This window comes from Endozoicomonas sp. ALC020 (assembly GCF_049275935.1).
GTDB lineage: Bacteria > Pseudomonadota > Gammaproteobacteria > Pseudomonadales > Endozoicomonadaceae > Endozoicomonas_A.
In genome coordinates, this window is the sequence record NZ_CP184830.1 from 4,003,105 (window position 1) to 4,021,666 (window position 18,562).

The 18,562-nt window shown below is 48.7% G+C and carries 15 protein-coding genes; 4 read left to right on the top strand and 11 right to left on the bottom strand.

What is annotated here, in order from left to right:
• The first annotated feature begins 65 nt into the window (after positions 1–65).
• On the top strand, positions 66–1,160 hold the full coding sequence (gene apbC, locus ACOJUO_RS14970) for an iron-sulfur cluster carrier protein ApbC (RefSeq protein WP_422137389.1): 1,095 nt from the start codon (positions 66–68) through the stop codon (positions 1,158–1,160).
• Positions 1,161–1,191: 31 nt separating this feature from the next.
• On the opposite strand, the gene ACOJUO_RS14975 is transcribed toward apbC, so the two are convergent.
• Positions 1,192–1,767, bottom strand: a complete 576-nt coding sequence (locus tag ACOJUO_RS14975) for an NAD(P)H-dependent oxidoreductase (RefSeq protein ID WP_422132828.1) — start codon at positions 1,765–1,767, stop codon at positions 1,192–1,194.
• Between the two features lie 184 nt (positions 1,768–1,951).
• Here ACOJUO_RS14975 and dcd point away from each other — a divergent pair, with 184 nt between their 5' ends.
• Positions 1,952–2,536: a dCTP deaminase gene (gene dcd, locus ACOJUO_RS14980; RefSeq protein WP_422137390.1), complete on the top strand. Its 585-nt coding sequence runs from the start codon at positions 1,952–1,954 to the stop codon at positions 2,534–2,536.
• Positions 2,537–2,607: 71 nt separating this feature from the next.
• Here the strand turns inward: dcd and ACOJUO_RS14985 are convergent, their stop codons facing one another.
• From ACOJUO_RS14985 to ACOJUO_RS15005, 5 genes are all read right to left on the bottom strand, one after another.
• Entirely contained in the window at positions 2,608–3,204 is a 597-nt protein-coding gene (locus ACOJUO_RS14985) for an OmpA family protein (protein WP_422137391.1), read from the bottom strand.
• A gap of 479 nt (positions 3,205–3,683) precedes the next feature.
• Positions 3,684–4,721, bottom strand: a complete 1,038-nt coding sequence (dapD, locus tag ACOJUO_RS14990) for a 2,3,4,5-tetrahydropyridine-2,6-dicarboxylate N-succinyltransferase (RefSeq protein WP_422132831.1) — start codon at positions 4,719–4,721, stop codon at positions 3,684–3,686.
• Positions 4,722–4,820: 99 nt separating this feature from the next.
• On the bottom strand, positions 4,821–5,165 hold the full coding sequence (locus tag ACOJUO_RS14995; protein ID WP_422137392.1) for an ArsC family reductase: 345 nt from the start codon (positions 5,163–5,165) through the stop codon (positions 4,821–4,823).
• Between the two features lie 26 nt (positions 5,166–5,191).
• On the bottom strand, positions 5,192–6,091 hold the full coding sequence (locus ACOJUO_RS15000; RefSeq protein ID WP_422137393.1) for an NgoMIV family type II restriction endonuclease: 900 nt from the start codon (positions 6,089–6,091) through the stop codon (positions 5,192–5,194).
• The gene (locus tag ACOJUO_RS15005) at positions 6,088–7,104 is read right to left on the bottom strand and encodes a DNA cytosine methyltransferase (RefSeq protein ID WP_422137394.1); all 1,017 of its coding nucleotides are present in this window, start codon (positions 7,102–7,104) and stop codon (positions 6,088–6,090) included. The genes ACOJUO_RS15000 and ACOJUO_RS15005 overlap by 4 nt, the downstream gene beginning before the upstream one ends.
• A 361-nt stretch (positions 7,105–7,465) precedes the next feature.
• On the opposite strand from ACOJUO_RS15005, the gene ACOJUO_RS15010 reads away from it, so the two are divergent.
• Positions 7,466–8,452 (top strand): pentapeptide repeat-containing protein, encoded by a 987-nt coding sequence (locus ACOJUO_RS15010; RefSeq protein WP_422137395.1) that lies wholly within the window; start codon positions 7,466–7,468, stop codon positions 8,450–8,452.
• A gap of 56 nt (positions 8,453–8,508) precedes the next feature.
• Here the strand turns inward: ACOJUO_RS15010 and ACOJUO_RS15015 are convergent, their stop codons facing one another.
• Entirely contained in the window at positions 8,509–8,979 is a 471-nt protein-coding gene (locus ACOJUO_RS15015) for an aminoacyl-tRNA deacylase (protein ID WP_422132837.1), read from the bottom strand.
• A 490-nt stretch (positions 8,980–9,469) separates the two neighbouring features.
• Here ACOJUO_RS15015 and nhaD point away from each other — a divergent pair, with 490 nt between their 5' ends.
• On the top strand, positions 9,470–10,777 hold the full coding sequence (gene nhaD / locus ACOJUO_RS15020) for a sodium:proton antiporter NhaD (RefSeq protein WP_422132838.1): 1,308 nt from the start codon (positions 9,470–9,472) through the stop codon (positions 10,775–10,777).
• A 28-nt stretch (positions 10,778–10,805) separates the two neighbouring features.
• Here nhaD and ACOJUO_RS15025 read toward each other — a convergent pair whose 3' ends face one another.
• From ACOJUO_RS15025 to ACOJUO_RS15040, 4 genes are all read right to left on the bottom strand, one after another.
• A complete protein-coding gene (locus tag ACOJUO_RS15025; protein WP_422132839.1) occupies positions 10,806–11,174 on the bottom strand; it encodes a hypothetical protein in 369 nt (122 codons plus the stop codon).
• Positions 11,175–11,357: 183 nt separating this feature from the next.
• Positions 11,358–13,646 carry a hypothetical protein gene (locus ACOJUO_RS15030; protein ID WP_422137396.1) on the bottom strand — a complete coding sequence of 763 codons (2,289 nt, stop codon included), beginning with the start codon at positions 13,644–13,646 and terminating at the stop codon, positions 11,358–11,360.
• Between the two features lie 195 nt (positions 13,647–13,841).
• Complete coding sequence (locus ACOJUO_RS15035) at positions 13,842–16,970, bottom strand: efflux RND transporter permease subunit (protein WP_422132841.1); 3,129 nt, start codon at positions 16,968–16,970, stop codon at positions 13,842–13,844.
• Positions 16,971–16,975: 5 nt separating this feature from the next.
• The gene (locus tag ACOJUO_RS15040) at positions 16,976–18,190 is read right to left on the bottom strand and encodes an efflux RND transporter periplasmic adaptor subunit (RefSeq protein ID WP_422132842.1); all 1,215 of its coding nucleotides are present in this window, start codon (positions 18,188–18,190) and stop codon (positions 16,976–16,978) included.
• Positions 18,191–18,562: the final 372 nt, after the last annotated feature.

An 18,562-nucleotide genomic window follows, 5' to 3' on the forward strand; every position in this document is an offset into this window, starting at 1 on the left:
TACTGGCAGAATAACAACGAAATCATTAGTCTATCTGCCATTCAAACGGTTGGAGTCTGACGCCCATGAGTGTCCCAGATCGTGCTGCGGTTGAAGCCGCTGTTCAAGGCTATCACGATCCTTTTCTGAAACAGGACCTGGTCACGGCAGGTTGTATCAAAGAGCTTTCCATTGAGTCGGGCAAAGTCACCCTGAAGGTCGAACTGGGCTACCCGGCAGAAGGCTTGAAGGGGGGCATTGAGCAGTTACTGGCTGCCAAGATCGAGAACCTTCCCGGTGTTGAAAGTGCCAGAGTCTCTGTCGGCTGGCGTGTGTCCAGTGCGCCGGTTCAGGGTGAGCTGGAAGCTCTGTCCGGTGTCAAAAACATTATTGCAGTGGCTTCCGGAAAAGGCGGTGTGGGTAAGTCGACCACCACTGTCAATCTGGCATTGGCGATGGCCGCAGAAGGTGCCAGAGTTGGTGTTCTGGATGCCGATATTTATGGTCCCAGTATCGGGATGTTGCTGGGCCTGCCTGATGGTACCCGTCCGGAAGTCAAAAATGAAAAGTTCTTTATTCCCATTGAGGCTCACGGCATTCAGGCCATGTCCATGGCGTTTCTGGTGACAGAAGATACTCCGGTGGTCTGGCGCGGTCCCATGGTCAGTGGTGCTCTGCAGCAACTGTTGACCCAGACATTGTGGAATGATCTTGATTACCTGTTTATCGATATGCCTCCGGGCACCGGGGACATCCAGCTGACACTGGCTCAGAAAGTACCCGTCACTGGCAGTGTTATTGTGACTACACCGCAGGATCTGGCGTTGATCGATGCTAAAAAAGGCATCGAAATGTTCAATAAGGTCAATATCCCGGTGCTGGGTGTGGTTGAAAATATGGCTATGCATGTCTGCTCTGAATGCGGTCACACCGAGCATCTCTTCGGCGAAGGGGGAGGAACCCGCATTGCTGACCAGTTTGGTGTTGATCTGCTGGCTGCACTGCCTTTGTCCATGATGATTCGTGAACAGTCTGATGCAGGAGAGCCGACTGTGGTTTCTGAGCCGGACTCACAGATCACCATGATCTACAGGGATATGGCTAAACGGATGGCTGCGGAACTGGCATTAAAAAATACTGAGAAGCCCGAAGCGCCAACCATCTCATTCAGTGACGACTAACTAAAACGGGGAGAGGCTGCTCTCCCGTTTTTCAGAAGCCTTGCAGGTGCTTACTGACTTTTTTCATAAACTGCTTTCGATCTTCCTCTGTTTTTTTGTCCATACCGTAAAGCGCCAGCCACTTTATATCTTTGCAGCGGGATACCACTTTCAGTGAGAGCCTGAACATTTTTCTGGGCGGATTGCCTATCAGAGCCATCCGCCAGCGGGATGACCCCTGGGTAGTAATGATCAGGAACTTTTTAATACGGGTCAGGCCCGGTTCCAGACCTTTAGGTCCATAGGTTGCCACAACTCCGGGTAGCCAGACCCGGTCAAGCCAGCCCTTTAAAATCGCCGGAGGGCCCATCCACCAGGTGGGGTAGATAAAGACCACTGCTTCTGCCCATTTCAGTTTGGCAACCTGGTTTTCGATCCCGTCAGTGTTGTTACGGGTCATGTAGTTCAGTCTCTCTTCACGGGACATTCGTGCTTCAAATTCAATCTCATAAAGATCCAGTGGGTGTACATTGTGCCCGGCCAGAGTCAACTGTTCACAGGTCATTCTGAACAGTGCTCCATTGTAGCTTTCCGGGTTCGGGTGGGCATAAACGACTAAAACATTCATTCTGATCTTATTTGCTGACAACAATCAGAGCCATTTTAGAGGCTTTTAGCAACAAAAACAGGTGTAGCAGAGAAAGCGAGGAGAGGGCTACCGCCTTTGATTGTCGGGCACGTATAATGACGTTTAATAACATCCTGGGGGTTGTGGTTGAGACACTCCCTTCTTGCTGCTGGAAAAATAGACCATGAGACTTTGTGATCGGGATATAGAAGCTTGCCTCGACAGTGGAAAAATCATTATTGAGCCCCGTCCCGGCTCTGGCAAGATCAGTGGGGTCAGTGTTGACCTGACTCTGGGAAACAGTTTCAGGGTGTTCAACGATCATGCAGCCCCTTTTGTGGACATCAGTGGTCCCAGAGAAGAGATTAATCGGGTGCTGGACTCCATCATGAGCAAGGAGATTGCCCTGAATGATGGCGAAGCTTTTTTCCTTCATCCGGGCGAGTTGGCTTTGGCAGTTACCCGTGAATCCATTACCTTGCCCGATGATATTGTTGGCTGGCTGGACGGTCGATCTTCTCTGGCGAGACTGGGTCTGATGGTGCATGTCACCGCTCACCGGATTGACCCGGGCTGGAGTGGTCAGATTGTGCTGGAGTTTTTCAACGGTGGCAAACTGCCACTGGCTTTGAGACCGGGAATGGGCATAGGAGCCATTAATTTCGAGACCATGAGTGGTACCGCAGACCGCCCCTACAACAAACGAAAAGACGCAAAATACAAGGAACAGAAGAGTGCAGTAGCCAGTCGAATTGCTGAGGATCAATGAGGTAGAGCTCCCGGTCTGATGACAAAAAAGTAAACCCCGGGCAAGCCGGGGTTTTAGCTGTCAGGCCGGTATCATTTCAGCATGATTTCAACACGACGGTTTTCCTGTCTCATCTCTTCTGTATCATTCCCGCGTAGTGGGTGATCTGCACCTTTGCCTCTGACGTTCATGTTTTCTTCTGGAATCCCTTTGCTCACCAGGTAGTCTTTAACGGCCTCAGCTCTTCTTTCAGAAAGCTTCTGGTTGTATAAGCGGGAACCTATCTCACAGGCGTGGCCGACTATTTCGATGTGGCTGTCATGATCCAGCTGACCAATCAGCGTGTTCAGCATTTCCAGATCGCCCGATCTCAGTCTGGAAGAGTCAAAGTCAAAGTTAACGGTGGACATCTCTTCTACACCATTAGTAACCATTGGACCCTCAGGCTCAGTAACAGGGTCTGCCATGGCGCAGGCTGTGCCACCGATCAGTGCTCCTGCCACCAGGGCAGCACCACCGGTTGCCATATTGTAAGCCGCTCCGGGGATCCCCATAACTACCCCCCCTTGGGCCATACAGGTCGACCAGTGAGGCTTCTGAGGTTGAGTCTGTGAAGAGGTGGTGGAACAACCTGCCGTGAACAGCAGAGGGAAAACGATAGCTAACGTGCTCAGCATCCTTGCAGACATGGTACTACTCCTATCCATGGTTTTAGAGTCTGGTCTGCAAGAGAATGAATGCAGACCATTTGTGTTGATTATAGGGAGCGTTGAATCCTGCTCCAGATGACTGTTTTCCGGTGGTTTGGTTTTATTGTCAGAGGCAGGCTGAGATCAGGCTGTTTTTTTGACAACAACTGGCGTCAGAGAGGCGTCAGAGGGATGATTTGCTGGAAGAGTGGTCACTTTTCAGAGGTTTCACTTTTCGAGATTCAAAATGTCATGAAAGCTACCGGATTTTGTCGATAGTCATTAGCCGATAAGGGGTAGAAATTAATCGATCAAAGTCGCTTATCTTACAGAGTGGCCATTCCGTTCGATAGGCCTGATAGAAGAAACCAGTCGACTGACCAGAACCTCAAATAAAGTTTATAAGGCTTTGGCCAGAAATGGACTGGTTTATTCATTTAGTAGTCCGAATTGTTCAGAGCGCTGAAAGCCCTGACTTATCAATTATGAGCGTGCAGGTCTTCGTTAAGAGCGATAGCCGACTTATTGGTCAGGCATTCAATGGCACCGGAAATTGAGTTGCGACGGAACAGCAGGTCAGACTGGCCACTCAACTGGCTGGCTTTGACGGTTTCAACCACGTTTCTCTGATCGTCCAGGACATTGACTTTGCTGCCAGCCGTCAGGTACAGACCGGCTTCGATGGTGCAACGGTCGCCCAGTGGAATATTGATTCCTGCATTGGCGCCGATCAGGCAGTTTTCGCCCAGGGAAACGACGATGTCGTTACCACCCGAGAGGGTACCCATGGTGCTGCAACCACCGCCCAGGTCAGAACCTTCACCAATCATAATACCGGCAGAGATACGACCTTCAATCATGCTCTTACCCTGGGTGCCGGCATTAAAGTTAATAAAGCCTTCGTGCATGATCGTGGTGCCTTCACCAACATAAGCGCCCAGACGAACCCTGGCCGCATCGGCGATACGCACTCCGGCAGGGACCACGTAATCGGTCATTTTCGGGAACTTATCCACTGAGTCTACGCTGATGTAGCGGCCTTCAGCACGAGCTTTCAGCTGGCGCTCAGGCAGTTCTGTCAGGTCGATAGCTCCTTCACTGGTCCAGGCAACGTTGGGCAACAGAGGGAAGATCCCTTGCAGTTTGACACCATGGGGCTTAACCAGACGATGTGAGAGCAGATGCAGCTTCAGGTAAGCTTCAGGCGTGCTGTTCAGGGTGTCGTCCGTTTCCAGAAAAGTAATGACACGGGGCTGATCACTTTCTTCAAGGCTCAGCATCATTTTCGCCAGAGCTTCCTCACCCAGATTGACGAAAGACTCTTCAAGCGCATGACAGGTTGTACTGTCCAGCTCAACGCAGGTGTTGCCGCCAGTGTAATCAACGAGCTCGATAATCGCTGCAACCAGCTTTTCCGATGGGTTCAGCAGAGGCATAGGATAGAATACTTCCAGCCAGTCGCCTTTCGTGTTTTTACTGCCTACACCAATCGCAAGACTGAAAAGAGTTTGGTTCATAAATTACTTCCCCTGATATTCAAATCAAATTGGAGACAGCCCTCTGCAGCGATTGCAAGGGGCTTTGTTATTCTGCCTGCTTGAAAAGAGTCAGGCGTTTCACTGAAAAAGTGTTTGATATTGCTTGTCTGAAAAGCCCAGAACTCTTTTGGAGCCTGTGTCGAGCAAGGGTCGCCTGATTATAGCGGGTTGCTCCAGCATTAACTCAATGGCTGAGGCTTCATCGACAGACGCTTTTTGCTGCTCTGGTAGCTGTCGCCAGGTTGTGCCACGACGATTCAGCAGTGCTTCCCAGCCTAGTTCATTGGACCAGGTTTGCAGAGAAGCCTTGTCCAGGCCGTCTTTGCGGTAGTCATGGAACCGGTATTCAATACCGGCAGCAGTAAGCCACTTACGGGCCTTTCTAACGGTGTCGCAGTTGTTGATTCCGTAAAGAGTAATCATAAGAAAATTCTATTTTATCTTGTCAATTAAATGGCCAGATCAAGAGGGAGGTCGCTGATATCTTTCAGCCTTTTTCCATCAACCATAGAGTCAAGAAGATCAAGCGCATCATCAGCATCAAGTTCTACCAGCGCTTCTCTCAACTCATATAAAGCGAAGTGATAAACACAATCTAAATCACCCGTTCCGAGGGCAAGGGAGGCAATTCTGCTGGCCGTGGGCTCTGAAGTCAGGGATACAATATGTGGTGAACGCCCCTTTCTGGCTCTGATAAGGTTCAGGGCTTCAGTTCTTGTATTCTGTGACCGGTCAGAGCGCATAGTAAACTTGCAGGATATGCTTGCGTGAAGAATATGAGATATTGCGCTTTTATGGTTCGTCGCTCTAAGCATTGCCTGATGGCAAGAGTCGCTATCTACGATATTGGAGCTTATGTTTATAACTTCGTCTTGTTCTGGAATGCGGGAGATAATCACATCAGGTGCAAGGGTGTAACCGTCGCCCAGAAAGTTCCGCAATTCCAAATGCTCAGTAGCCAGTCGTCCCAGCTCAGCAAGATGTGTGTATTGCTCGTATTTTCCAAGTACAGATTGTTTTCTACTGCTGATCTTCCGGACTTCCCAGTTTCCCGGCCTGAGGCTTCCTAATCTCAAAAAAGTGTTCTTCAGATATAGGGCACAAGCTTCTTCGAACTCGTTGCCAAGTGTCTGACCATCTTTCTTTTTGCGCTCAACTAATATTACTCCTGCTTTTTTTGCAACCTTTGTGGCAAGCAAATTTGCAACCAGAACACTATGCTTTTGCCCATTATCCGCATTGCTGCATATGTATTCGGCATCAAATTTGAAAAAAGGGGCGTGAGTGAGAATTTCATTCTCAATCAGATAGCGATGAAAATTAGTTCTCTCTTCAGATAGTATGCTCATGCAGCGCATTCCTTTGGCTCAGCGCGTAGTGCTTTGATAATCTGAGACCCGATAGCTTTGGCAACTGGAGGGGGAAAAGCATTTCCTACTTGTCGATAGGCGTGTGTTTTACTTCCGTAAAAGCTCCAATCATCAGGAAAGCCTTGAATTCGTGCAGTCATTCTGACATTGAGAAGAGGCATATTTTCACAACCTTCTTGAATAGATCCGTCTCTTTTCATTGCACCCCTGAAGTCTAATCCCGGAATTTCGTCGTCATTGGCCAATCGGTGAGCATTAACTCCCAGTTCCCGCCACTGACGTTTTGCGCGAGTAGGGCCGAGATCAGGTCCGCCGTGCTTTTTGGAACCTCCAACCAGTGTGGGGGCGATCTTATTAGCTCTCTCTCGCCACTCGGCTGCACCTTGCCAGCCTCTTTCTGAAATCAGGTCATACAGAGTATCACCGACAGTTGCCGTATTTCCTGCTGGCTCAGGCCAGATGAAATTTCTGAAATCTTCCTGAGACATTGCAACCAGAATAACTCTAGGCCTGAGCTGAGGCACACCATAATCACTCGCTTGATGTAACTTCCATTCACTTTCGTATCCCATGGCAGAAAGTTCAGCGGATATCTTGTCCCGGTACCAGCGGAATTTTTCCTCAAATAAGCCGGGAACATTCTCAAGCATTACTGCTCTTGGCTTTACTTTATTCACAACCCGCAAAGCAGTGGGAAACAGGTCTCTCTCATCCTCATGGCCTAATTGCTGACCCGCTTTACTAAATGGGGGGCAAGGAACCCCGCCAGCAACAAGATCGATACGATTGGCATATTCAGCCGATGATTTGGCAAAATCTTTCAGGTCTCCCTGGATAATATCACCCCAGCCGAGGCCAAGCTGCCTGTTATTTAGCCGTAAGGTTTCACATGCATGATGATCGATTTCGATAAGTGCCGCATGTTGAAAGCCTGCTTCATGTAACCCCAGCGCCTGACCTCCTGCACCAGCACACATTTCAATCGCAATCATCTAAAACCCTCTAGAAGCTGTCTAAACCAAACCATTATAACAAGGTAGAAGCCTGTCGGAGAATACAAAAGAATCTATATGGTTTAAGTCACATAAAAAGCTCGCAGTTGCTGATTCCGTAGAGGGTGATCACGAGGCTACCTGTGTGTCCGCTGTGTACGCGGTATGCAATAAAACCATCTTCTGTCTCACCGGGAGATGGAAGATATTCAAGTAATAGTTTCAAGCGGCTAAGCATACACGTCTGGGTGTTGAATTGCATGAGCCGGTCAGGAAATTCAAAAAGCAGATGGTAAACACTTCTGATTATTTTGCCGACACAGTATGGAGCACTTATTGAAAAAGGTTGGGCTATTTTGTCATGCCGATTAAAGATGACCATCGATGCCGTTATATTGGCGAGCGATCCGGCCCCTGTAGTGAGTCGGCTTTAGAAGGCAGTGACTATTGCTTTTGGCATGACAGGGACGTTGATAAATCCGGTGCCGATGTCAGAGCATTATTGGAAGAGCGGGCTCATAAAAGTACCATGATGGAGGGGTTTTATCTGAAAGGCGCTCATCTCGATAATCTGAATCTTGTCTCTCCTGAGGGTGAAGTCTATCACTTGATCAGTAGTGACTTGAGTCGTTGCAGCCTTGTTAAAGCTCATCTTTATCGAGCAGACCTTTCCGGTTGTAATTTACTGAAAGCGGACTTAAGTGGTGCAAATCTACATCGTACCCGTTTAATAGGAGCAAACCTTCTGGGTGTTAATTTTAAGTCGGCCCGAATTGAGCATGTTGATTTTGGTGATACTTTTCTGCAGGAAGAAAAAGCTCATCAGGCCAGCCGGGAAGGCGATAAACGCCAGTCCAGCGAGTTATTTGAGGAGGCTGAAGAAGTAGCCAGAAATATTCGCAAACATTGTGAAGCGCAGGGACTGTTTCATAATGCTGGTGAGTTTTTTTACCGGGAAAGGACCTTCAACCGATACCGGTTTCCCCTCATCTCCCGGCAGAGGGTGGTTTCAAAGATTGTCGATCTGCTCAGCGGCTATGGCGAAAAGCCCGAAAGAGTGGTTCTGTTTTCAGTGTCATTTATTGTCTTCTTTTCCCTTTTTTATTTCTTTTTGGGTATTGAGGATAGTGGGACAATGGTTCAGTACCAGGCGGGCCAGCCTTTTTATAATAATCTGATTAACTGGCTGGAGGCACTGTACTTCAGTGTCGTGACCTTTACCACACTGGGCTACGGAGATCTGGCTCCCGTGGGTCTTTCAAGATTGTTTGCAGCCATTGAGGCCTTTATTGGCAGCTTCACGCTGGCACTCTTTGTGGTGGTTTTTGTAAAAAAAATGACCCGCTGAAGAGAGCCGTCACTGGCTATAGAGTCTTCAGCGGTTATCGACCCTCAGCTGTTTTTTCAGTTGCAATAGGCTTCCATTTCGTCTGGGTCGCAACTGATGGCAGCATGGGTTTCTCCCTGAAGCAATGCCTTGAACTGATTACGGTTCATATGAATCAGCTCCCTGTGGTTACCAGACTCCAGATACAGGTCCTGTAATGAATTCAATTCGTCATCCCAGCAGGTGGTCATGCCATAAGCAGTGCCGATAGCAGGAATCGAACCATCCTCACAGTCCGGGAAAAGGTGTTTCAATTCCTGTTCTGAAACCAGATTCAGATGTCGATCCAGCTTGGCGTTGATCCAGCGCAGCATGAGTTTGTTCATTGAGGGCATGACAGCGATGACATAACCCCTGTTGTCCCTGAGAACGACAGCTTTCGTCATATTCTTGACTGGAATACAGGCGGAGTGTGCCGTATTCATCGCTCTTTCTGAGTATGGGTGGGAAACAAGTTCGTATTCCGCATTATGTTGGTTTAGAAACATGTGCAGTTTCCGGGCGATGCTCATCTTCACGTCCCCGCACGAAGGTTAGAAAAGTCGTAATTAAAGAGACTACGCCCAAGTGTATATGGATTATTTCAGAGTGCTGTGCCCTCAGGCCTAAATAGTAAGATGAAAATTGTATATAAAAGTCGATTGTAATCTGTTTCTACTCTTTAACCGACGCTTCATACCCTGCATGTCTGAGCAGATTTCACAAAAAATATTTTATATCGAAAGTAAATAGTCAGGGTGTCGATTTATTAGACAGGAATCCACTGAAATGAGTTGGGCTGGCTCAAATTGGATCTCACAGGCGGTTGGCTTATCGTTATTCAATCAGTATCATTTGCGCGTTTTTGGACCCTGACTCATTTAAAAATTAAAGGAAATCATAGTGAATTTCTCTGGACTGAGAAGGCCTTCCCTGCTTGCCGGGGCAGGTTTGTTTGCTCTTCCGCAGAACTCTTTTGCGGCAGAGGAGTTGTTGAGGATGACAACTCACCCCATCGCCTGGTTGTGTATTGTCATTTTTACTCTGGCTTATATTGCCGTGATGGCGGAAGAGAAGTTACATCTCAGTAAGTCAAAACCGGTCATTCTGGCTGCCGGTATCATCTGGGCCCTCATTGCCTGGCTGGCCGTCGGAGAGGGAGTATCCCACGAAAGCTTATCCAGAGCGGTCATGCATGACCTGGAAGAATATTCGGCCATGTTCTTGTTTCTGCTGGTGGCGATGACCTACATCAATGCCATGGAAGAGCGTCAGGTATTCGATTCACTTCGCAGTTGGCTGATCCGAAAGGGGTTCAGTTATCGTCAACTCTTCTGGGTAACCGGAGTGCTGGCCTTCTTTATTTCACCGATTGCCGATAACCTGACGACGGCTCTGTTGATGGGTGCCGTCATTATGTCCGTCGGACAGGGAAACCCTGCTTTTGTCACCCTGGCAATGATCAATGTGGTTGTAGCGTCCAATGCCGGTGGAGCTTTCAGTCCTTTTGGTGATATCACAACGTTGATGGTTTGGCAGGCTGACAAGGTTGAGTTTTTCACATTCTTTACTTTATTTATTCCCTCGGTTGTGAATTTTATTATCCCGGCGACCATCATGAATTTCTTTATTGATAATGGTCGCCCGGCGGCCCTCGAAGACCATTCAGGTATTCGCCGGGGTGGGTGGGCTATCTGTGTGCTGTTCCTGATCACGATTGTACTGGCCGTTTGTTTTGAGAGCTTCTTCGGACTGCCCCCTTTTATGGGCATGATGACCGGACTTTCGCTGTTGATGTTCTATACCTATTTCCTGCGATTGAAAGGGCTGACCGCCAGTCAGATTATGCCTTCGATGGACGACGAGAAAAAAGAAGATCTGGATATTTTCAAACGGATTGCCCACGCCGAGTGGGACACCCTGCTGTTCTTTTTTGGTGTCATTTTCTCTGTAGGGGGCTTGCGTTATCTGGGTTACCTGGAGCTGATTTCCGAAAGCATGTACACCGGTATAGGTGCCACCTGGACGAACATTGCAGCCGGAGTCTTCTCTGCGATTCTGGATAACATTCCAGTCATGTTTGCCATTCTGGGAATGAACCCTGAAATGGATACATTCCAGTGGCTGCTGATTACCCTGACCGCAGGGGTAGGCGGCAGTTTACTGTCAATAGGCTCCGCTGCCGGCGTCGGTCTGATGGGAACGGCCAAAGGCCAATATACCTTCCTGGGCCATTTGAAGTGGAGCTGGGCCATTGCCCTGGGATATGCCGCCAGTATTGCAACCCACTTCCTGGTGAACGGTTGAAGTGAAAGGCAGGGGATAATTCCTGTTCTCATTGCGCCAGAACAGGTTCTCCCTGATAAACAATATAGGGTGAGCAGCTGCCTGAAGTAAGGATATTAACAATCGCCTTGTGACGGCTAGAAGGTTTTGGCGCTCGCCCAACATTGCTGATAGGCATCACAAGACCTTCAGGTTCAATATCGTGCTTCCTGAACCATACCAGATCCTGCTTTGTATCGGGAAAGAAGTCCAGTTCAGCAAGGTCTCCCTTCACTTCATTAATCAGCATCGTTCCCCTGACAGGCTGGTAGTAACAGCTGATTGATTCCAGAGGATTGGCACAGCCAGCCAACAGAATGGATGGGAGTATCCATGCTGCGATGGGAAGAGATGTTCTGGAATGATCAGATCTTTTCAAACCTGAAGCTCCTTGTTCTCTTTACCAGGAGCATTCCCTTTCTTCCAGAGAAGCTCCCGCAGTTCCGGTTTCGTGAAATACGTTGAGTCTTTGCGATCATTGATCATAAAGCCGTTTTGACTTGATTGAGGAGCTTGAGGCTTTAAGAAACTTCCGGATCAATCTGTCAATTATTACACCAGCTTAATGGCTTTGAAAACTTCGTTTAGCTTTTTCAGGAGTGAGGTCATTGTTTTGCTCCACATCAACAGATTTGCGCTTACGATGTCCTCTTTTGTGATCCATCAGGATTTGATCATTCTTGCAGATCACCCTGCATGGCCAGGACCGACCATCCTCTGTGATCACGGTTTCATCACAAGTTTTTTGTTTGCTGTGGATTTTGCTTTTATGAACTGATAGCGATGGAATATTCCTGAAGACCTTTCCGCATTGCTGCAGTTGACCATCTTCCCCGATCAGGCGCACGTAGCAGATTTGTTGGCCGGTGTGTTCTTTGTTTTTGTGCTCAATCAGGTCTTGAGTACTTCTGCAGACTTTCCCGCATGACTGCTGTCGGCCATCCTCGCCGATCACGGTCACGTCACAGGTTCGTAGCCCGGTGTGGTATTTTCTTTTGTGATACGACAGGGCCATTGAATTATTACAGACTTTTCCGCATGGTCGCGGCTGGCCATCCTCTCCGATGACTGTCTTATCGCAGATTTTTTGTTGTCCTTTGTGAGCGCTTCTTTTGTGAGATATCAGGGCTCTGGCATCCTCGCAGACTGTTCCGCATCTTTGCAGCTGGCCATCTTCTCTGACTAAGGTTACGCCACAGGTTTGTTGTCTGATGTGGGCTCTGGCTTTGTGAGCCGCCAGGGCTTGAGAATGATTAAAGACCTTTTCGCATGGCAGCAGCTGGCCATCCTTTCCGACTTCTGTCAGGTCACAGGTTTTTTGCCCGCTGTGGTATCTGCTCTTGTGCGAGGATAGAGATCGGGCATTCTTGAAGATCACCCCACATGGCCGTGTCTGGCCATCCTTCCCGACCAAAGTCACTGCGCAGATTTGTTGCCCGCCACCGTTTCTCCTTATGGGATTAGGCCAGTCTTGTTGACAACGGGTGGAACCATTGGGGGGAAGATAACCTGAAGGTGAAGTCCGAGCCAATTCAGGTTCGCCAGCTTGAGAGGTTTTTTGGTTTGATGTCGCGAATATAATTTTACAAGATGCTGTCGGCGCCTTTATTGAACCTATCTGAATAAGCTGAGTTGGGCTTTGAACCCATTGGGGTGATTCTGTTGTTTTTTGTGGTGTTTCTGAAGTTCCCAGTGAGGATGTGAAGTCGGTAAAGGCACAAGAGGTCCCGATTTTTTCGAGAAGGATTTGATTACCTAAATTGAGTAACCCGTTGATTACAATCAAGTCATCATTGGAGACAGGAAATTTCTCAAGTACTTGGGCGTCATTTCTGACTGGCCCGGTTGAGTGACTGTCTGTTGACCCAGAACTCATGGAGTATGCTAGCTTGCAGCTACTTGCCCGGTTGTTGTTAAGGCCACGGGGTTGCATCTGATCGAACTGTGTCTGAGAAGGTTGAACAGAAGTACATTGGAGTTGAATGGCAGGATTACTCAATATTTGGAAAAGCCAGTTTTGCTGGGAATATAGAGTCTGTAGAAAATTAAAGCGATCTATACGGTTATGGTTGTGTTTATTGACTGGATCGGGGCATGTGCTCTGTCCTGCTCCCTTCTGGACTGCTGAACTTTCTGCCGATTTCAGTGGCCATCCACTGGGCAATCCGCTGTCGGGTGATCTTCGGAATTGACAAACGCCATGACAGGGAAGGATGAAACAATTTAAACCGAAAGTGTGCAGGTGTTGTTGAGGATCTCCGTTACCGCCGCCAGAGTCAGAGTTCACGGGGTTAGTGAAAGAGCCTGCAGGGAGGGTCCTGGCTTCCGATACTGTCTGAATGGATGATTCTGATGACTGTTGTGATTGCTGGTTATCTCCAGAGCCAAACATCATAGTGATGGTCGCAAACGAATGTTTCTGGCTGACCTCTTGTAGTTTAATCGGTTTAAACAGAGGTGAATCGGGGGTCCAATCGCTTTTTAAAAGCCAACAGACAGTGATAACCACTTTTAAGGGGAGCCATGAATAGGGATTCGAGCCTGAAGGAGAATCTTTGGTTGTCAGGATCAGTTGGTAGGCAATCAGCAGAGGAGCGGTGAAAAAACATTGCTGCGCTATCAACTCAATAAGGGTAGGGGGCATCCCGTAAATGTCAGGTATGTGTTGTTTGATATCAGGCGGCGAATCTTGTTCTGTACAGTCGTTTGTGTCGGAAATGTATGATGGGCTGCAAGGCCATGTGTGCCGGTTACGCTTTATAGAAAGGCTCTGGTTTGGAAAAACTGCATTCGGTTCAAGCTCGACAACAAAAAAACCTGTCAACGGTTGAGCCTGACAGACGATAGACATCGACAGCAGCAGCCACAGCGCCGCTACAAAGAGTGAGTGTTTAATAATTCTGTTCTAGCATTCTGGCATTCAGAGAGGAAGGATAGATTACCTCATGCAAGTGGGAGCAAAAAACTCTGGTTCTCAAGCTGGCGCACGGTAGCGAGAGGCAGGCTGGACACAAAAAAGCCCCTTTAGACAGGGGCTTTATGTTGATCAGCTGTTCGCTTTATCTGAATCAAAATGCTCACGCATTTTTTGCAGGAGATAATAGAACAATGGGATCATTATCGTGCCGAACAGGGTGGCAGCGATCATTCCAGACATTACTGTCGTACCAATTATCCTTCGGCTGGCAGCACCGGCACCACTGGCAAATACCAGAGGTAGTACCCCAAGTACGAAAGACAGGGCTGTCATCAATACGGCGCGAAAGCGCAGTTCGGCAGCGTTGATGGCAGCATCGAAGATACTCTTGCCTGACTGTCTTTGAACCATGGCAAATTCTACGATAAGAATCGCCGTCTTTGCAGCAATACCAATCAATAGCACCATACCTATCTGGGCGTAGATATCATTGGCCATCGAGGGTATCAATAACCGGAACAGGTTGATTCCGACAATGGCACCGAAAGCCGCTATGGGCACTGCCACGATGATTGCCAGCGGCATGGTCCAGCTTTCATACTGTGCCACCAGGAACAGGTAGACAAACAGGAATGCCAGGGCAAATAGCAGTGGAGCCAGACTACCGGCTTCAATTTCCTGCAGTGACTGTCCAGACCACTCGAAGGTGTAGCCATCGGGCAATGTTTTGGCCAGATCTTCCATGGCTGTGATGGCATCACCGGAACTAAAACCCTGATTAGCCTTGCCACTTATGCTGGCTGAGCGGTACAGGTTGTAATGGTCAATGCTGCTGGGGCCGAGAATCGGTTTCAATGAGGCAACGGTAGTCAGAGGCACCATCTGGTTATTCAGGTTTCTGACAAAGAACTTGCTCAGGTCTGAAGGATTGGCGCGATACTCGCTTTCTGCCTGAAGCTTAACCTGGTAGGTTCTACCGAATTTACTGAAGTCATTGACATACAGAGAGCCCAGCTGGGTTTGCAGGGTCATGAAAATTTCAGACAGCGGAATACCCTGTGCCTTAGCCTTGTTGCGATCTACTTCGAGGAAGTATTGAGGCACATTAGCACGGAAAGTACTGAATACCTGAGTCATTTCGGGGCGCTGGTTTGCCTGATAGATCAGCCCATTCAACACCTGACCAAGCTCCTGAGGGGTGCGGCCAAGCGTATCCTGAAGCCTGAAGTCAAAACCACCTGAAGATCCAAGGCCTGGAATGGGCGGGAAGGCAAACGCCATGACCTGGGCTTCCGGTAACGTCCAGAGCTTGCCCTGTATCTTTCTCAGTACCGCCTGCTGGTGTTGTAGAGGGTCCGGGCGATCTTTCCAGTCGTTGAGGACAACGATAGCCATGGCGTTGTTGGAGTTGGATCCACCCATGATGCTGAAGCCGGAAACACTGATAACACTGTCTACATCGGGTTCGGTTCGAATGATGTTGGTGATGTTCTCCATAGTGGCTTCGGTTCTGTTCAGGGACGCTGCGTCAGGAAGCTGAACATCAACCACGAAGAATCCCTGATCCTCATCCGGAACAAAACCGGAGGGCGTGCTGTTGAACAGGAAGCCGGTGGAGGCCATCATGATTGCAAACAGTCCAATTCCCAGAATGCTTCTTCTAATCAACAGGGTAACCCAGCTCTTGTAGCCGCCGGTCAGTCGCTTGATAAAGTTATCAAGAGGAACCAGCCAGTTGATGTGTCCCATCTTGCCTTTTTTCAGCAAAGTGGCACACAGGGCCGGACTTAATGTCAGAGCGTTGATGGAAGAGATTACAACGGCTACCGATATGGTGACCGCAAACTGTGAATAAAGTCCACCGGTAATACCCGGCATAAAGCCTACAGGTACAAATACCGCCAGCAATACCAGGGTGGTCGCCACAATAGGACCCGATACTTCCTTCATGGCCTGACTGGTGGCTTCAGTCGGGCTCATCCCTTCCCTGGTGATTAATCGCTCAACGTTTTCAATAACAACAATGGCGTCGTCCACGACCACCCCTATCGCCAACACCAGGCCGAAAAGCGTAATAGTGTTAATGGAAAACCCGAGAGCTTTCATGATAGCGAAGGTACCAATCAGGGAGACCGGTATTGCGATTGCGGGGATCAGTGTTGCCCGCCAGTTTTGCAGGAACAGGAATACAACCAATACCACCAGAGCGACTGCCTGGAGCAAAGTGATGATTACTTCCTTGATGGACTGATCAATAAACTGGGTTGTATCGAACTTGATTTCATACTCGATACCTTCCGGCATACGGGCAGACAGCTCTTCCATGGTCATTTTTACACCTTTCGCCACATCCATAGCGTTGGCATCAGGCTGCTGATAGATAACCAGGAAAGCCGTGTCATCATTGTTAAACTTGGCAACACCATCGTAACTCTGGGAACCCATTTCAACCCGGGCGATATCCTTGATGCGAACATAGGAGCCATCAGGGTCGGCCTTGATAATGACGTTGCCGAATTCCTCAGGGTTGCTCAGACGTCCCTGGGTTTTTATGGTGTAAGTGAACTGCTGGTCTGGCTGGTTTGGCGCCTGACCCAGCTTACCGGCTGCAACAATAACGTTTTGCTCATTCAGTGCGTTGGATACGTCTGAGGTTGTGATATCAAGAGATGCCATGCGTTCAGGATCAAGCCAGATACGCATGCTATAAACCAGTGAACCCAAAATGTCGGCGGAAGCGACCCCGTCAATACGAGCCATGGGTTCTTTCAGGTAATTGTTGGCGTAATTATTGAGGTAAACGCCGTCGTACTCACTCTTGTTGGAAACCAGGTTGATGCCCAACAGCATGCTTGAAGACTTTTTGCTGACCGTCACCCCCGTTCTTCTGACGTCTTCGGGAAGTGATGGTTCAGCTACAGCAACACGGTTCTGGACGTTTACCAGAGCCATATCCTGATCGACACCGGAATCAAAGGTCACGGTGATGCTGGCGCTGCCATCGTTACCAGCAGAAGAGTTGATATAGATCATGTCCTCTACACCGTTGACCTGTTCTTCAATCGGTCGGATGACGGCTTCTTCTATGGTTTCTGCATCGGCTCCCGGGAATACCGCACTGATGTTAACCTGGGGAGGGGTGATTTCAGGAAACTGAGCCACAGGCAGGGTCAGCATGGAAATCATACCCACCAGGGTTATGACGATCGATAGAACAAAGGCAAACTTGGGCCTGTGAATAAAAAACTGACTGATCATCGCAGTTACCCTTGTTTGTTAGCCTGGCTGCCCTGCTCTTGATCAGACTTTGGCTGGGCTTCAATTCCGCCTGTCTCTGGATCAATTGTGACGCTGGTGGGAGTGACCTTGACACCCGGACGAACTTTCTGGAGGCCTTCAACGATGATTTTTTCACCGGCTTTAAGTCCAGAGTCTACAACCCACATTGGCCCCAGGCGACGTCCAAGTTCTACCTGACGGGTTTCAACTGCGTTATTAGCATCTACGACCAATACAAAGCGGCCCGATTGGTTTTCCTGAACGGCAGACTGCGGGATGATCGGATGTTCGGTTTTGTTCTTGCCTTCCACGATCAGGGTGACGTAAAGGCCCGGAACTATGATGCCCTGAGGATTCGGGAATTCAGCCCGCAGGGTTAGGGTTCCCGTGGTTTCATCGACTCTGGTGTCTGCGAAATTGAAGGTGCCCTTGTGATCGTAATCGCTGCCATTGGGTAAACGCAGGCTCATTTCAAAGTCCTGCTTTTCGGATGTCCGGCTGCCAGAACTTTCCTGCAAGCGGCTGATGAATAGTTGTTCGTCGACCTGGAAGTTGACATAGATAGGGTCAATCGAATTCAGAGTTGCCAGAGGTTCACTATTGGGACCTACCAGGTTACCCACGCTGTAATTGGTGCGGCCGATCTGACCTTTAAAGGGGGCTATGATTTTGGTGTAGCTAAGATCCAGTTTGGCAGTATCCAGCTGCGCTTCAGCAGCTTGAACAGAGGCTTCTGCCTGAGCTTCTTTGCTGGTCTGGGTGTCCAGATCAGCCTGACTGATATAGCCTTTTTTATGAAGATCCTTGCTGCGTTGAAGGTCTTTTTTCGACTTGTTCAACTCTGCGTTAGCACTGGCCAGATCAGCTTCGGCCTTTTTAAGGTTGGCGATATACGGTTTCGGGTCTATAACGAATAGCAGCTGATCTTTCTCGACGGTTTGCCCTTCAATGAAGTCTCTCTTTGCGAGAAAGCCTTCTACTCTCGCTCTCAGGTCGACAGTATTAACAGCTTCTGTACGAGCGACATATTCTTTGTAATCGCCAACAGGCTGCTCCGTAACACTGATAACTGAAACAGCAGGGGGAGGCATTTTTCTTTGTTCCTGCTCTTGATTACAGCCTGACAAGGCTAACAGAGATGCGACAAGCAAGCCGAAAGGGAGCAGGGGGCGTTGTCTATTTCTGATGATTGATTTCATCGATGGCTCCGAGAGAAAGAGTCTCAAGTTCAGATTTCCAGCCCACGGTCAGAGTCTTGTGGTATGAGTGTGCCGGTCAGGAGATCTCTCCGCCAGGCAATACACCGGCAAGTCTAGTCTGTAAATAGTCTTAGCTGCTTGCACAAGAGTTTATTCAGGCATGATTACAGTTAGTTTTCACCTGTCTTTTATTCTGTGCAACCGCCACCATTGAGTGCCGGAGAAGGTGAATATAAACATTAATTATTGAGCGTTTATACTCAAAGTCACCCGTTTTTCTATAGTTGGCGCAGTATTTTGCAGAGCTGAGCATACTCGTGCTGGAAAAGTAGTGAGTATTGTACTCAGCTAAAGGCTGATTCCTACCACTAA

Excerpts from the sequence above, each read along its gene's own strand:
- apbC (WP_422137389.1), top strand. The coding sequence starts at position 66 with ATGAGTGTCCCAGATCGTGCTGCGGTTGAAGCCGCTGTTCAAGGCTAT.
- ACOJUO_RS14975 (WP_422132828.1), bottom strand. The coding sequence starts at position 1,767 with ATGAATGTTTTAGTCGTTTATGCCCACCCGAACCCGGAAAGCTACAAT.
- dcd (WP_422137390.1), top strand. The coding sequence starts at position 1,952 with ATGAGACTTTGTGATCGGGATATAGAAGCTTGCCTCGACAGTGGAAAA.
- ACOJUO_RS14985 (WP_422137391.1), bottom strand. The coding sequence starts at position 3,204 with ATGTCTGCAAGGATGCTGAGCACGTTAGCTATCGTTTTCCCTCTGCTG.
- dapD (WP_422132831.1), bottom strand. The coding sequence starts at position 4,721 with ATGAACCAAACTCTTTTCAGTCTTGCGATTGGTGTAGGCAGTAAAAAC.
- ACOJUO_RS14995 (WP_422137392.1), bottom strand. The coding sequence starts at position 5,165 with ATGATTACTCTTTACGGAATCAACAACTGCGACACCGTTAGAAAGGCC.
- ACOJUO_RS15000 (WP_422137393.1), bottom strand. The coding sequence starts at position 6,091 with ATGAGCATACTATCTGAAGAGAGAACTAATTTTCATCGCTATCTGATT.
- ACOJUO_RS15005 (WP_422137394.1), bottom strand. The coding sequence starts at position 7,104 with ATGATTGCGATTGAAATGTGTGCTGGTGCAGGAGGTCAGGCGCTGGGG.
- ACOJUO_RS15010 (WP_422137395.1), top strand. The coding sequence starts at position 7,466 with ATGCCGATTAAAGATGACCATCGATGCCGTTATATTGGCGAGCGATCC.
- ACOJUO_RS15015 (WP_422132837.1), bottom strand. The coding sequence starts at position 8,979 with ATGTTTCTAAACCAACATAATGCGGAATACGAACTTGTTTCCCACCCA.
- nhaD (WP_422132838.1), top strand. The coding sequence starts at position 9,470 with ATGACAACTCACCCCATCGCCTGGTTGTGTATTGTCATTTTTACTCTG.
- ACOJUO_RS15030 (WP_422137396.1), bottom strand. The coding sequence starts at position 13,646 with ATGTCTATCGTCTGTCAGGCTCAACCGTTGACAGGTTTTTTTGTTGTC.
- ACOJUO_RS15035 (WP_422132841.1), bottom strand. The coding sequence starts at position 16,970 with ATGATCAGTCAGTTTTTTATTCACAGGCCCAAGTTTGCCTTTGTTCTA.
- ACOJUO_RS15040 (WP_422132842.1), bottom strand. The coding sequence starts at position 18,190 with ATGAAATCAATCATCAGAAATAGACAACGCCCCCTGCTCCCTTTCGGC.